Source organism: Enterobacter sp. BIDMC 27, assembly GCF_000534415.1.
Lineage (GTDB): Bacteria > Pseudomonadota > Gammaproteobacteria > Enterobacterales > Enterobacteriaceae > Enterobacter > Enterobacter hormaechei_C.
The window spans coordinates 4,426,795-4,441,627 of the sequence record NZ_KI973178.1 but is presented as its reverse complement, the minus strand read 5'-3'; the positions used below and the strand labels follow the sequence as shown (position 1 = coordinate 4,441,627).

At 56.9% G+C, this 14,833-nt stretch carries 13 protein-coding genes and 2 tRNA genes; 7 read left to right on the top strand and 8 right to left on the bottom strand.

Going from position 1 to position 14,833, the window contains the following annotated elements:
- Positions 1 to 13 precede the first annotated feature (13 nt).
- The 7 genes from L463_RS01950 to L463_RS01980 all read left to right on the top strand — a co-directional run bounded on the left by L463_RS01950 (position 14) and on the right by L463_RS01980 (position 4,463).
- Positions 14 to 90: transfer RNA gene (locus tag L463_RS01950), tRNA-Arg, on the top strand.
- A 64-nt stretch (positions 91 to 154) separates the two neighbouring features.
- Positions 155 to 231: transfer RNA gene (locus L463_RS01955), tRNA-Arg, on the top strand.
- Positions 232 to 357: 126 nt separating this feature from the next.
- Positions 358 to 924, top strand: coding sequence for a fructose-1-phosphate/6-phosphogluconate phosphatase (gene yqaB / locus L463_RS01960; RefSeq protein WP_015571665.1), 567 nt, complete (start codon positions 358 to 360; stop codon positions 922 to 924).
- Positions 921 to 1,349 carry a YqaA family protein gene (locus L463_RS01965; RefSeq protein ID WP_017692791.1) on the top strand — a complete coding sequence of 143 codons (429 nt, stop codon included), beginning with the start codon at positions 921 to 923 and terminating at the stop codon, positions 1,347 to 1,349. Before yqaB ends, L463_RS01965 begins: the two co-directional genes overlap by 4 nt.
- An 83-nt stretch (positions 1,350 to 1,432) precedes the next feature.
- Complete coding sequence (gshA, locus tag L463_RS01970) at positions 1,433 to 2,977, top strand: glutamate--cysteine ligase (protein ID WP_032104517.1); 1,545 nt, start codon at positions 1,433 to 1,435, stop codon at positions 2,975 to 2,977.
- A gap of 152 nt (positions 2,978 to 3,129) precedes the next feature.
- Complete coding sequence (gene luxS / locus L463_RS01975) at positions 3,130 to 3,645, top strand: S-ribosylhomocysteine lyase (RefSeq protein ID WP_017382778.1); 516 nt, start codon at positions 3,130 to 3,132, stop codon at positions 3,643 to 3,645.
- Positions 3,646 to 3,698: 53 nt separating this feature from the next.
- Entirely contained in the window at positions 3,699 to 4,463 is a 765-nt protein-coding gene (locus L463_RS01980) for an AraC family transcriptional regulator (protein WP_032104524.1), read from the top strand.
- Here L463_RS01980 and leuA read toward each other — a convergent pair.
- The 8 genes from leuA to proV all read right to left on the bottom strand — a co-directional run bounded on the left by leuA (position 4,450) and on the right by proV (position 14,657).
- A complete protein-coding gene (gene leuA / locus L463_RS01985; protein WP_032673307.1) occupies positions 4,450 to 6,105 on the bottom strand; it encodes a 2-isopropylmalate synthase in 1,656 nt (551 codons plus the stop codon). The genes L463_RS01980 and leuA overlap by 14 nt on opposite strands.
- Before the next feature lie 185 nt (positions 6,106 to 6,290).
- Entirely contained in the window at positions 6,291 to 7,838 is a 1,548-nt protein-coding gene (gene emrB / locus L463_RS01990) for a multidrug efflux MFS transporter permease subunit EmrB (RefSeq protein ID WP_006811709.1), read from the bottom strand.
- Between the two features lie 16 nt (positions 7,839 to 7,854).
- Positions 7,855 to 9,027, bottom strand: a complete 1,173-nt coding sequence (gene emrA / locus L463_RS01995) for a multidrug efflux MFS transporter periplasmic adaptor subunit EmrA (RefSeq protein WP_017382776.1) — start codon at positions 9,025 to 9,027, stop codon at positions 7,855 to 7,857.
- Between the two features lie 130 nt (positions 9,028 to 9,157).
- Positions 9,158 to 9,688: a multidrug efflux transporter EmrAB transcriptional repressor EmrR gene (emrR, locus tag L463_RS02000; RefSeq protein WP_017694792.1), complete on the bottom strand. Its 531-nt coding sequence runs from the start codon at positions 9,686 to 9,688 to the stop codon at positions 9,158 to 9,160.
- A gap of 314 nt (positions 9,689 to 10,002) precedes the next feature.
- Complete coding sequence (locus L463_RS02005; protein ID WP_032104522.1) at positions 10,003 to 11,187, bottom strand: MFS transporter; 1,185 nt, start codon at positions 11,185 to 11,187, stop codon at positions 10,003 to 10,005.
- A gap of 205 nt (positions 11,188 to 11,392) precedes the next feature.
- The gene (gene proX, locus L463_RS02010; RefSeq protein WP_017382774.1) at positions 11,393 to 12,388 is read right to left on the bottom strand and encodes a glycine betaine/L-proline ABC transporter substrate-binding protein ProX; all 996 of its coding nucleotides are present in this window, start codon (positions 12,386 to 12,388) and stop codon (positions 11,393 to 11,395) included.
- 9 nt (positions 12,389 to 12,397) lie between these two features.
- Positions 12,398 to 13,462, bottom strand: a complete 1,065-nt coding sequence (gene proW, locus L463_RS02015; protein ID WP_015571659.1) for a glycine betaine/L-proline ABC transporter permease ProW — start codon at positions 13,460 to 13,462, stop codon at positions 12,398 to 12,400.
- Positions 13,455 to 14,657: a glycine betaine/L-proline ABC transporter ATP-binding protein ProV gene (gene proV, locus L463_RS02020; RefSeq protein ID WP_023295312.1), complete on the bottom strand. Its 1,203-nt coding sequence runs from the start codon at positions 14,655 to 14,657 to the stop codon at positions 13,455 to 13,457. The genes proW and proV overlap by 8 nt, the downstream gene beginning before the upstream one ends.
- Between the last annotated feature and the right edge of the window lie 176 nt (positions 14,658 to 14,833).

Sequence of the window (14,833 nt, the reverse complement as noted above, 5' to 3'; positions counted from 1 at the left end):
AGTAAATCCCGATGCATCCGTAGCTCAGCTGGATAGAGTACTCGGCTACGAACCGAGCGGTCGGAGGTTCGAATCCTCCCGGATGCACCATTTTTTACTTCATATTGCTTTTGAAGTGATATGAGTATCGAGAAGTACAGCAGTAAATCCCGATGCATCCGTAGCTCAGCTGGATAGAGTACTCGGCTACGAACCGAGCGGTCGGAGGTTCGAATCCTCCCGGATGCACCATCTCTTCTTGTGATCCCCTTCGATGTTTAGTTCTTAATCACTCTCATTGTTATCACTTCGCAATCAGCGACAAAAATCCCCTTTTACGATAAAGTAATGCTTTGTTAATCGTTTAGCGAGAGCACGATGTACGCACAGTATGACGGTTTGATCTTCGACATGGACGGCACCCTCCTGGATACCGAACCCACGCATCGTCAGGCCTGGACCGAAGTCCTGGGCCGTTACGGTATGCGTTTCGATTTACAGGCGATGATTGCCCTCAATGGATCGCCCACCTGGCGTATCGCACAGGCCGTGATTGAGCTGAATCAGGCCGATCTCGACCCGCATCAGCTCGCGCGTGAAAAAACCGACGCGGTAAAAGCCATACTGTTAGACACCGTGCAGCCTTTACCACTCATTGACGTCGTCAAGGAGTGGCACGGGCGTCGTCCTATGTCTGTCGGTACGGGCAGCGAGAGCGCGATTGCTGAAGCGCTACTCAACCACCTTGGCCTGCGCCACTATTTTTCTGCCGTCGTTGCCGCCGATCATGTTAAACATCACAAACCCGCACCGGATACCTTCCTGCTCTGTGCAGAATTAATGGGTGTTCCACCTGCAAAATGCGTGGTGTTTGAAGATGCTGATTTTGGCATTCAGGCCGCGCGTGATGCCGGAATGGCGGCGGTGGACGTTCGCTTACTGTGAGTGACGCGCTGTCACTCGCTTCATTATTCGCCAGCAGTTTTTTAAGCTCCACCCTCTTACCGGGGAATTCGGAAGTGGTGCTGGTGGCGATGCTGTTGTCCGGCGTAAGTCAGCCCTGGTTGCTGGTCTTAATAGCAACAATGGGTAATAGCCTTGGAGGGCTGACTAACGTTATTCTTGGACGTTTCTTTCCGCTACGCGAAAAATCTCGCTGGCAGGAAAAGGCAGTCGGCTGGCTAAAACGCTATGGCGCTGCCACGCTGTTATTAAGCTGGATGCCTGTAATAGGCGATTTACTGTGTCTGCTGGCGGGATGGATGCGCATCTCCTGGGGACCGGTGCTCTTTTTTTTGTGCCTTGGCAAGGCGTTACGCTATGTTTTACTGGCATGGGTAACACTACAGGGTATGACGTGGTGGCACTAATTGGTGGAATGAATTCGCGACCTTCAATCGTCAACCATTACAATTATGCTGAGTGACAATTTTTTGACAGGCGGGAGGTCAAATTGATCCCGGACGTATCACAGGCGCTGGCCTGGCTGGAAAATCACCCTCAGGCACTGAAGGGTATTCAGCGTGGGCTTGAGCGCGAAACGCTGCGCGTAAATGCGGATGGTAGCTTAGCGACTACGGGACACCCGAAGGCGTTAGGCTCGGCGCTGACACATAAATGGATCACAACCGATTTCGCCGAAGCGCTGCTGGAGTTCATCACGCCAGTAGACGGTGATATTGATCATATGCTGACGATCATGCGCGACGTGCATCGCTTCACCGCCCGCAACCTCGGCGACGAGCGTATGTGGCCGCTCAGCATGCCGTGCTATATCGATCAGGGGCAGGATATCGAGCTGGCGCAGTACGGCACCTCGAATATTGGTCGGCTGAAAACGCTGTATCGCGAAGGACTGAAAAATCGCTACGGCGCACTGATGCAGACGATCTCTGGCGTGCACTACAATTTCTCTCTGCCGATGGCGTTCTGGCAGGCGAAGTGCGGTGAAACGGATAAAGAAGCGATCTCCGCGGGTTACTTCCGCCTGATCCGCAACTACTACCGTTTTGGCTGGGTTATTCCGTATCTGTTCGGCGCGTCACCGGCCGTCTGTTCTTCGTTCCTGCAAGGGAAACCGACCACGCTGCCGTTCGAGAAGACCGAATGTGGCATGTATTACCTGCCGTACGCGACCTCCCTGCGCCTGAGCGACCTTGGCTATACCAATAAATCGCAAAGTAATCTCGGAATTACGTTTAACGATCTGCACGAATATGTGGCAGGCTTGAAGCGGGCGATAAAAACCCCGTCGGAAGAGTACGAAAAAATCGGCCTCGAAAAAGACGGTAAGCGCCTGCAAATTAACACCAACGTGTTGCAGATTGAAAATGAACTGTATGCGCCGATTCGTCCGAAGCGCGTGACGCGCAGCGGTGAAACGCCGTCGGATGCGCTTCAGCGCGGCGGGATTGAATACATTGAAGTGCGCTCGCTGGATATCAACCCGTTCTCACCGATTGGCGTTGACGAACAGCAGGTTCGCTTCCTTGACCTGTTTATGGTCTGGTGCGTACTGGCGGATGCGCCGGAAATGAGTTCCGACGAACTGCTGTGTACCCGTGCCAACTGGAATCGCGTGATTCTGGAAGGGCGCAAGCCGGGTCTGACGTTAGGTATTGGCTGTGAAACGGCTCAGTTCCCACTGTCTAAGGTAGGGAAGGATCTGTTCCATGACCTGAAGCGCGTAGCCCAGACGCTGGACAGCGTGTACGGCGGCGAAGCTTACCAGAAGGTCTGCGACGAACTGGTTGAAAGCTTTGATAACCCGGAACTGACATTCTCAGCACGTATTCTGCGTTCTATGATTGAGCAGGGAATTGGTGGCACAGGGCGTTCACTCTCAGCGGAGTACCGTGAGATGCTGATGCAGGAGCCGTTAGAGATCCTGAGCGAAGCGGATTTTGTGACAGAGCGTGATGCGTCCGTTGTGCGTCAGAAAGAGGTCGAAGCGGCGGATACGGAGTCGTTTGAGGCGTTTCTGGCGAAGCAGGCCTGAACCAAAAAGAAAAAGGCCACATCGCTGTGGCCAAAATATACATCTCTGAATTCAGGGATGATGATAACAAATGCGCGTCTTTCATATACTCAGACGCGCATTCTGTAGAAGAGTTCAGTTTATTTTAAAAAAATCACTATCGGAGGTGACGTATGCCGTTATTAGATAGCTTTACTGTCGACCATACCCGTATGGAAGCACCAGCAGTCCGCGTGGCGAAGACCATGAACACGCCGCACGGCGACACGATCACCGTTTTCGACCTGCGCTTCTGCGTGCCCAATAAAGAAGTGATGCCAGAGAAAGGCATTCACACGCTGGAACACCTGTTCGCCGGATTCATGCGCGACCACCTGAACGGCAACGGCGTGGAGATCATCGATATCTCTCCGATGGGCTGCCGCACCGGTTTCTACATGAGCCTGATTGGTCAGCCTGATGAGAAACGCGTCGCGGATGCGTGGAAAGCGGCGATGGAAGACGTGCTGAAGGTGAAAGAGCAGAACCAGATCCCTGAGCTGAACGTTTACCAGTGCGGCACTTACCAGATGCACTCTCTGGAAGAAGCTCAGGAGATTGCCCGTCATATCATCGAACGTGATGTTCGTGTAAACAGCAATGACGAGCTGGCCCTGCCAAAAGAAAAACTTCAGGAACTGCACATTTAGTATCGTGCCTGTGGATGCCCGGTGGCGCTTCGCTGACCGGGCCTACAATCCTGATGACGACAACCACCACCTTCTCCTTTACCCATCGCCCGCTTGTGCCGTTTTCGCATGATTATGCTCATGGCGACAGCGAGCCGTGGCATCAGCACGACTGCGCGCAGCTCCTGCACAGCCTCACCGGCGTCGTGCGGGTCGATACCGAATCCGGCTGCTGGGTGGTGCCGCCCGGTCGCGGCGTCTGGCTACCTGCGGGTACGCAGCACGCCTTGCGCATCACCGGCAACGTTGCTGCCCGCACGCTGTTTATCGACCCGCTGGCGCGCGCCGATCTTCCGGCGACCTGCCAGATCGTGCAGATCTCGCCCCTGCTGCGCGAGCTGATCCTGACCTCCCTTACGCTTCCTGAATCTTACGCACCCGGAAGCCGCGATGAACGTGTTTATGAGCTGATCCTCGATGAAATTCGCCTCATGCCGGTACTGCCGTTTCACCTGCCCGAGCCGGAAAGCGAAGCGCTGCGCCACCTCTGCCAGCAGATTCGAATGGCCCCGGGAGAAAGCTGGAGCAGCGCCCAGGCCGCAGGTATTGTGGGGATGAGCGAACGCACGCTGAACCGCCATTTTCAGCAGCAGACAGGCCTGAGCTACGGCGAGTGGGTGAGAAGGGCGCGACTGCTGGAAGCCTTAGTGCGGCTGGCGCAGGGCCAGCCGGTATTACGCGTGGCGCTGGATCTGGGGTATGGCAGCCACAGCGCCTTTACGGCAATGTTTCGCCGGGTAATGGGTCTCTCACCCAGCGATTACTTCAGGAACGACTAACCGCGTTTAAAAGCGCCTGAATCGACGCGCGTGCCACGTCGCTGTCGATGCCCACGCCCCAGCGGCTGGTCCCATCCTGGAACAGGCAGCGGATATAGGCCACCGAGCGGCTGTCGCTGCGTTCGCCTAACGTATGTTCGTGATAATCCTTGATCACAAACGGTGCGTTGATCCAGCGGCTTAAGCCGTGAGCGGCGGCGGAGAGCAAACCGTTTCCCTGGCCTTCCAGCTGGCGGGTGCCCCCTTGCGTGGCGACGCTTGCCGTCAGCCGCAGCTGGCCGTCCTGCTGGCTGTCGCTGCGGTACGATTGCAGCGCTAATGGCGGGCTCGCCACCAGGCCGTAGCGGGCGCGGAACAGCTGCCAGAGCGCATTCTGCGTCATCTCTTTTCCATGGTTATCCGTTTCCTGCTGCACGTGCTGGCTAAAATCCTGTTGCAGGGCGCGAGGCAATTTCAGGCCGTGGTTTTGCTCAATAAGCCAGGCGCTTCCGCTTTTTCCTGACTGGCTGTTCACGCGGATCACCGCTTCATAGGTACAGCCAATATCCTGCGGGTCGACGGGCAGATAGGGCATCTCCCAGCGTTCGCCAGGCTTACGGGCATCGAAACCTTTCTTGATGGCATCCTGGTGCGAGCCGGAGAAGGCGGTGTAAGCCAGACGACCCGCCCATGGATGGCGCGGATCGACGGGCAGCTGGTTGCAGGTTTCTACCGTTTCAACCACCCGATTCATATCACTGAAATCCAGATTCGGGCTAATGCCCTGGCTGTAGAGGTTCATCGCCAGCGTCACCAGGCAGACGTTGCCCGTGCGCTCACCGTTACCAAACAGGCAGCCCTCCACGCGGTCAGCCCCGGCCATGACGGCCAGCTCTGCGCTGGCGACGCCGGTACCGCGATCGTTATGCGGGTGCACGCTGATACAGACGTCACTACGGCGGCTGAAGTGGCGGCAGAAATACTCGATCTGGTCGGCATAGACGTTCGGCGTGCTCACTTCGACGGTAGCGGGGAGGTTGAGGATCATCGGACGCGCCGCGCACGGCTGCCAGATCTCCGCCACGGCTTCACAAATCTCCAGCGCAAACTCCGGTTCGGTAAAGCAGAAGGTTTCCGGGGAGTACTCGTACTGCCAGCGGGTGTCAGGGTTCTCTTCACACAGCTGACGAATCAGGCGCGTCGCGCGCGTCGCCAGCTCGACGATTTGCGCTTTCTCCATGCCGAATACCAGACGGCGGAACAGCGGGGCGGTGGCGTTATACAGGTGAACGGTGGCCTGCTTCGCGCCGCGCAGGGAGTCGAAAGTGCGGCGGATAAGATCGTCCCGCGCCTGCGTTAACACCTGAATGGTGACGTCATCCGGGATGCGGTTCTCCTCAATCAGCTGACGCACAAAATTGAAGTCCGTCTGCGAGGCGGACGGGAAGGCGACTTCGATTTCTTTAAACCCGCAGCTCAGCAGCAGATCCCAGAATTGCAGCTTGCGCGCGCTGTCCATCGGCTCGGCCAGCGCCTGGTTACCGTCGCGTAAGTCGGTCGAGAGCCAGCGCGGGGCGCGGGTAATAATCTGCTCCGGCCAGCGGCGGTCGGGCAACGAAAGGGTGGGGTAAGGCTGGTATTTGTCGGCGGGTGTGTTCAGCATGGTGCGCTCCTGTCGTCTTTTCACTATCGTGAATCGATTTCAGGCGCGCTGCTTTATCGGAACTGACAATCGCTGTCGCGTTTTGGACAAGGGGGGCGATTGTTGCCCGGTGGCGCTGCGCTTACCGGGCCTACGATCGTAGGCCGGGTAAGGCGTAGCCGCCACCCGGCAACCCGTGCACAGGGCTAGTGCGCCCCACCGCCCCCGCTACCGGCCCCAAACGGTGGTTTGGCAAACCACACCAGCCCCAGCAGGACGATGAAGATCCCCGCCGATATCCAGAAAATCTCGTTTGCCGAGATAATCAGCCCCTGGTTGGTGATCTGCTGGGCAAGCCAGCCGGACGCCTGCTGCTCCGTCATCCCCATCCCCTCAAGCTGGCTATACATCTGCTGAGCGTTAGGGTTGAACGGGTTCACCGCTTCGGTGAGTTGAGCATGGTGCATCGATTCCCGGTTGGTCCACAGCGTGGTGGTGATCGAAGTCCCGATGGAGCCCGCCAGCGTACGGGTGAAGTTCGACAGGCTCGATGCCGCCGCCATCCGCTCAGGCGGTAAGCCGGAAAGCGTAATGGTGGTCAGCGGCATAAAGAAGCACGCTACGGCGAAGCCCTGAATAAACTGCGGCCACGCGGAGGCGCCAAAGTCCATTCCCGGTTCAAACGTATACGCGCGCCAGTAGAAGCACACGGCGTACATGATGAAGCTGAACGTCACCAGCCTGCGCATGTCGAGCTTATGGGCGAAACGGCCAATAATCGGCGACAGCAGAACCGGAATTAACCCCACCGGCGCGGAGGCCAGCCCCGCCCAGGTTGCGGTATAGCCGTACACCTCCTGCAACAGCTGCGGCAGCAGAACAATCGCGCCGAAGTAGAGCATATAGGCGAGACTGATACAGAGGCAGCCGATGGTGAAGTTTCGCGATTTAAACAGCGAGAGGTCGACTATCGGATTATCGTCCGTCAGCTCCCAGACAATCAGGAAGCTGATGGCCACCACGGCGACCACCGTCAGCACAATGATTTCCGTAGAGGCGAACCAGTCCAGCTCTTTGCCGCGGTCGAGCATGATTTGCAGGCTGCCGATGCCGACAACCAGCAGTGCCAGCCCGATGCCGTCGATCCGCCGCTGTTCGGTCCGCGTTTCGCGACCACGCAGAGACTGTAGCGTCATCAGCACCACCAGCGCACCGATGGGCACGTTGATGAAGAAGATCCAGCCCCAGTGATAGTTATCGCTGATATAGCCGCCGAGGATTGGCCCGCAAATTGGGGCGACGATCACCGTCATCGACCACAGCGCGAGCGCGATGGAGCGCTTGGCGGGCGGATAGTTGTTCAGCAGCAAACTCTGCGACAGCGGAATCAACGGCCCGGCGACAATCCCCTGGATGACGCGGAAGAAAATCAGCATCGTCAGGCTGCTGGACATGCCGCAGGCCCAGGAGGCCAGCACGAACAGGATCGTCGACCAGAGGAACAGCTTCACTTCACCGACGCGCTTCGCCAGCCAGCCGGTGATGGGAATGGAGATGGCGTTCGCCACCCCGAACGAGGTAATGACCCAGGTCCCCTGGCTCAGCGATGAGCCAAGGTTCCCGGCGATCGTAGGGATCGCCACGTTTGCGATGGTGGAGTCCAGCACCTGCATGAATGTCGCCAGCGACAGCGCAATGGTCATAATGACCAGCTGCGCCCCCTCCAGCGGTTTTTGCGGCTTTTGCTGTTGCATAACGCTCACCTTCGGCTTAACCGGCGTTTGCCTTCACGATGTCATCGATCAGCTTATTGACCGGATCGAGGCTAATTTCACGGGCGTTACTTTCATAAGCTGGCGTACTGCGCACCTGGCTTGCGAGGATCTGACCGTCGCGGTTGGCGGTATCGACCGTCACCAGCGTGGAAAGGCCAATTCGCAGCGGATGGTCTGCCAGCTGCTTAGGATCCAGCTCGATACGCACAGGCAAGCGCTGTACCACTTTGATCCAGTTGCCGGTGGCGTTCTGTGCAGGCAGCAGGCTGAACGCGCTGCCGGTCCCCATGTCCAGACCGACCACTTTTCCGGTGTACTTGACGTCATCGCCGTAAATATCGCTGACCACGGTCGCGGTCTGGCCGATACGCATATGCGCCAGCTGGGTCTCTTTGAAGTTCGCATCGACCCACAGATTGTTCGCCGGAACGACCGCCATTAGCGGCGTGGTGGTGCTAATCTGCGCCCCAGGCTGTACGGAACGACGGGAAACGTAGCCGGTCATCGGGCTGACGATTTTGGTACGTTGCAGGGCAAGCCATGCGTTACGCACTTCGGTCGCCGCCTGTTTCACCGCTGGCTGGTTTTCCAGAGAGGTACCCAGCACCATCGCCTGATTAGCGTTGTACTGTTGGATCGCCACGTCCAGCTGCGCCTGTGCGCTGGCCACCGCGTCGCGGGCGTGCTGCAACTCTTCACGGCCAATCAGGTTGGCGGTGCCGAGAGGAACACGACGATTGAGGTCGCTCTGCGCCTGAGCCAGGGCCGTTTTCTGCACGTCGATATTGGCCTGAAGCTGCTTGCTGTTGATCATCAGCTGGCGGGTCTGGCGAACGCTGGAGGCCAGCGCCGTCTGTGCTTTTTCAAACGCCTGTTGGGCGTCGGTCGGGTCGAGCGTGACCAGCACATCGCCTTTTTTCACAAAGTCGGTGTTATCAGCCCAGACTTTCGTCACGCTGCCTGACACCTGGGCCATGATTTGAACCTGATTCCCTGCCACGTATGCATCGTCTGTCTCTTCAACATGACGCAAGACTAAAAACCAATAGATCCCATATGCCACGGCAATAATAATAAAGAGCAAGGTCAGCAGAATAAGGGCGCTCTTACGTTTGCCCTTTTTGTTGGCCGGTTGCTGCGGGAGGGTGTTCTCCGCATTTGCGCTCATTGTTGTTCTCCACGATCTTTTTATTTTCACATCGGCTGAGCCGACCTGTTGTCAGAAAGGCCAGCAGTTTCACGTGCTGGCCTGTCAGTTTTTCTTTTTAGCAATCTGGAATGTTGAGCGGATCGTCGCGTTAGCGCAGCGCCTCAAGGATGACGCCGTCTTCATCCATCTGGTCCAGACGGGTGAGCAGCTTGCGAGTAATGTGCTCAAGCTGGTCGCGCTCGGCGGTGCTGAGGGCAGACCAGAGCTGGTGCAGGCAGTTGTGCTGCGGTGGCAGCACTTCGCGCAAGAATTCGTGACCTTTCTCGGTCAGTTGCAGATGCAGGCAGCGGCGATCGTTATCGCTTTCACGGCGTTCGATCCAGCCGCGCTTTTCCAGTTCATCCGCGATACGGGTCGCATTGGTACGGGATGACCCCAGCGCACAGCTCAGTTCCGACGGCTGAATGCTGTGATTTTCCTGAGACTCCAGCGTAATTAACGCCATAAACAACGTCTCGTTAATCCCCTGCGCTTTCAGCATCTTGTTACGATTTTCCAGCAGCTTACCCTGCATGTGCATGCACAGGCGGGTCAGCAGAATTTCCTGATACGGGAAATCCTCATGACGACTGGCGCGGAACTTAAGCATTTGTTCAATGGGCGTAAACGAACTATCCATTTTGGGCATAACCTCATTAATTACAGCCGATATAGTAACGACAGTGACAAATAATGTAAATGAATTATTTGTGCGGTTATATCCGCCAAACGTATGTCACCATCAGAAAGCGCCGGGTAAATCCGTGACCCGGTGAACACAGAGAGCGTGGGGTGTGTACCCGCGAAAGAGGGGATGTGAGGACAGGGGTCTGAACTATTCATGCCGGTAGTAAATATGTCACCCACAGTAAAATTTCTGGGATAAATGATTACCGTTACCTTAACAGATGCAGGCCCCCTTTACACCCCAGGGGGCCCAAAGCAATGTAAAACTTAGTGAATTGCTTCCTGACGGTGATAGCCGCGCCACCATACCAGCAGATTTATCGCCGCGACAATGGCGCCGATGGCGCACACGCCCGTCCAGCCCGCATGCTGCCAGGCGGAGGCTGAGATGAGCGAGCCCGCCGCGCCGCCGATAAAGTAGCTGGTCATGTACCCGGCCGTCAGACGGTTACGGGCATCCGGCTTCACGCGGTAAATCACGGTCTGGTTGGTGATATGTACACCCTGCATGGTGAGGTCGAGCACCAGAATACCGACAATCAGCGCCAGCACAGATACGTGTCCGTACCAGATGGCCGCCCAGGAGAGCAGGAGTAAAACCAGCCCTGCGGAGGTGGTCATATGAGATTTGCCTTTGTCGGCCAGCCCACCCGCCGGGCGCGCGCCCAGTGCGCCAGCCGCGCCTGCCAGCCCGAACAGGCCAATCACGCCTTCTGAGTAGTTAAACGGCGGCGCGGCGAGCAGAAACGCCATCGACGTCCATAAGATGCTGAAGTTAGCGAAGGTGAGACACCCCAGAATGGCGCGCGTGCGCAGGAGTTTATCCCGGGTAAAGAGGCTGAAAACGGAGGCGAGGAGCTGCGGATAGTTCAGGTGATTTTCCTGCTTCACCTTTGGCAGGCCGCGCCACAGGGCCAGCGCCATGATAACCATCAGCACGCTCGCCACCCAGTAAACGGTGCGCCAGCCGCCGAGGCTCGCCAGCAGCCCGGCAACGGTTCGCGCCAGCAGGATGCCCAGCAGCAGGCCGCTCATGATAGTGCCGACCACTTTGCCGCGTTTTTCCGGGGAAGCCAGCGTCGCGGCGAGGGGAACCAGAATTTGCGCCACCACCGAGAACAGCCCCGTCAGCGCGGTGCCGATAATCATCATCGTTAACGACTGGCTGCTGGCGGTGATCAACATCCCGCCCGCCGCCAGCAGCGTCATGGAGACGATAAGCATCCGGCGCTCAAACATATCGCCTAATGGCACCAGGAACAGCAGCCCGGCCGCATAGCCGAGCTGTGCGGCGGTGACAATAAACCCGGCGGAGCTGGCTGAAAGATCGAAGGCGCGTGCGATGGTGTCGAGCAGTGGTTGTGCGTAATAGTTGCTGGCGACGGCCAGACCCGTTGCCACGGACATTAAAAGGATGAGTGCGGGGCTAAGCCCTTGAGTTGTTTTTGTCATTAGTTTCAGGAATCGTGAGTTAAGTGATTATTTTTCCGGAAACATAATAACCAATGATGGTGAATGTTGGGGAATTGTTACGTGGTGGATTGTGCGGTTAAGGTTGGGTGCGGTTTGATCCCCTCACCCCGACCCTCTCCCAGGGGGAGAGGGTGGTCATCGTTCCCTCTTCCCCTGGGAGAGGGTTAGGGTGAGGGAAAATGTTTTACTTCTGCGCCTCAAGCGCCTCTTTCACCCAGCCATCGAACTGCTGCTGGTGGGCTTTGATCCAGCCATCCACGTGGCCTTTGATATCAGCTTCGGATGATTTACCCGCGTGCATCATCGCGTTCTGGGCGTTAATGTCTGCCAGCGGCAGTTTCATCACCGAGAACAGCTTCGCCGCCGCCGGGTTTTTCTCGGCCCAGGCTTTGTTCGCCACAATATGCATGGTGTTCACCGGGAAGCCATAGTTCATGCCGTTTGGCAGTTTGGTATCGATATCTTTCTGCTCGCCTGGCAGGGAGGAGAAGGGCACCTGCAACCACACCACGTCTTTGCCCGGCTTCAGCACGTCGCTCACCCAGTACGGCGTCCAGGTGTAGTAAATCACCGGCTTGCCTTCTTTAAAGCGGGCGATGGTGTCGGCCATCATCGCAGAGTAATTGCCGTGGCTCACGTCGACGGTCTTCGCCAGATCGAAGGCTTTGTTCTGGTGGTTAATCACCGCTTCACAGCCCCAGCCCGGCGAACAGCCCATCATGTCGGCTTTACCGTCACCGTTGGTATCAAACAGTTTTGCAATCTTCGGATCTTTCAGCTGTTCAATATTGGTGATGTGATACTTATCGGCGGTTTTCTTGTCGATCAGATATCCCTGCGCAGCGCCGGTCACAAAGGTGCCTTCGCGGTAGAATTTCTTGTCACCGCCTGCGGCGGCATACATGTCGTCGTGCAGCGGCTGCCAGTTCACGGCGGTAAAGGTGGCATCACCGGAGGCAATGGAGGTATAGCCCACGTTGTAATCCACTTCGCTGGCGGTATTCACCGTATAGCCCAGCTTCTCCAGCGCACGGCTGACAATCTGGGTCTGGAAGGACTCTTCCGAAATGGTGCTCTGCACCGGCTGCACGGTAATGCCTTTGCCCGGCAGGTCAGCGGCAACTGCGCTGGTGGAGACAAGGGTCGCAAACGCTGTGGCAAAAAGTACGTTATGTCGCATCGTTGTTCCTTATTTTGTAAATGGGCGGGTGAGTAACCCGACAGGGCCGGTGGTGTACCAGCGACGGTTGCCGCGACTACGTGAATCACGACCGACAGCCTGGGTCAGGCGGTCAAGAATGATGGCGAGGATCACAATCCCGACGCCGCCGACGGTCGCCAGCCCCATATCGAGACGGCCAATGCCGCGCAGTACCATCTGACCTAACCCGCCAACGGCAATCATCGAGGCGATCACCACCATGGACAGCGCCAGCATCAGCGTCTGGTTAACACCTGCCATAATGGTCGGCATCGCCAGCGGAAGCTGAACCTTAAACAGCATCTGACGCGGGCTGGCGCCGAACGAGCGCGATGCCTCTATCAGATCCGCAGGCACCTGGTTAATGCCCAGAATGGTCAGGCGAATAATCGGTGGCAGGGCGAAGATAATGGTCACGACCACCCCCGGTACGTTACCGATGCCGAACAGCATCACGATAGGCACCAGGTAAACGAACGCTGGCGTGGTCTGCATCGCATCCAGCAGCGGGCGGATAATCTTCGCGGCCCGGGGGCTGCGCGCCAGCCAGATCCCCATCGGCAGGCCGATCACCACGCAGAACAGCAGGGCGGTCAGCACCAGCGCCAGGGTGATCATCGCCTGAGACCACGCGCCAATCGCGCCGATGGCAATCAGGGAGATGAGCGTGGCGATCCCCATACCCGCGCTGCCGAACTGCCATGCGATCAGCGAGAACAGGATAATCGCCACCGGCGCGGGCATGCCCAGCATCAGCTGCTGGAAGCCGTTCAGGATGTAATCCACCGGGATGCGGATCCCCTGGAACACCGGACGGAAGTGGGTAACGACCCAGTCGATCCCCTCCGTTACCCAGCTATCCAGCGGGATCAGCGTCTTGTGGAACGGATCCATAATATTGAAATGCTCTGGGGCAGGCGCTGGTGCGCTGTTGAGCCAGTCTGCCGCGCCGCCGCCATCGGCAGGCGCAGGCGTCGACCCCCACGCATCGGCAGATTGCGCCGCGCTGTCCGCTGCTTCAGTGGTGCCCCATGGGTTTGATTGATCAGCCATTGTTTGTCCCCTCGCGATCTAAAGCCTGTAGCAGCATCCGTTTTGAGATGATGCCAACGTACTGTTGTTCTTCACCGACGACCGGCACGGCGCACGGCGCCTGACCCACGTGAGAGAGCAACTCGCTGAGCGGCGTTTCGGCGTCCACGGCAAGCGGAGCGTCAATCAACGCCGCATCGATTCCCTGGTTTTCGCTCAGGGCGGTTTTCAGAGAGTCGATGGAGACCACGCCGACAAATTTATTGCCGCGTTCAACCAGATAACCGTATTCACGGTCTTCGTCCTGCAACAGCTTCAGCGCGGAGCGCGGGCCAAAACCTGGCGTTTTACGAATAATGCCGTTTGGTGTTCGACGGGCAATATCTTTCGCACTGAATACGTGGCTAATATCCACGCCGCGGAAGAAGGTGCGCACATAATCATTCGCCGGATTATTGAGAATTTCATCCGGTGTGCCGACCTGCACCACTTCACCATTTTGCATAATGGCGATACGGTCGCCAATACGCATGGCTTCATCCAGATCGTGAGAAATAAAAACAATGGTGCGCTGATGTTTGGCCTGTAATTTTACCAGCTCATCCTGCATCTCGGTGCGAATTAAGGGATCGAGCGCCGAGAAGGCTTCGTCCATTAATAAAATGTCCGGATTAATCGCTAATGCACGCGCTAATCCCACACGCTGACGCATACCGCCGGAGAGTTCATCCGGATACGCATGAGCATAATTTTCCAGCCCGACCTGACGCAGTGCATCAAGGGCTTTTTCCTGACGTTCCTGAGCGGGCGTGCCGGCTAACTCCATGCCAAAGGCGGTATTATCGAGTACCGTCATGTGCGGCATCAGTGCAAATGACTGAAACACCATCGCAATTTTCTTTCTGCGCACCTCACGGAGATCTGCGTCTGATATTCTGGCGATATCCACGCCGTCTATCAGCACCTGTCCGCGGGTGGGTTCAATCAGGCGATTGAGAAGGCGAACCATAGTGGATTTACCCGAACCGGATAATCCCATGATGACAAAAATCTCGCCTTCTTCAATGGCCAGACTGGCGTCTTTAACGCCAAGCGATAGCCCGGTTTTTTCCAGAATTTGCTCTTTCGAAAGGCCTTTCTCAATATATTTGAAAGCACGCTGCGGGTGCTCGCCAAATACTTTATAAAGATTTTTCACTTCTAATTTAATTGCCATGCAATAGAGAGTGTCCTGTTATTTGTTTATGTCGATATGATTACCATGGTAAATAGTTAACTGGCATTACCCTAACATACTCAGAATCTGAGACAACCCTGGGCCGGCCTGAGGCCGGAATTTTGCCGCAAGCGAAACGGCTGAATTTCCCATGAATAAAGGGCTGAGGGCGGTTT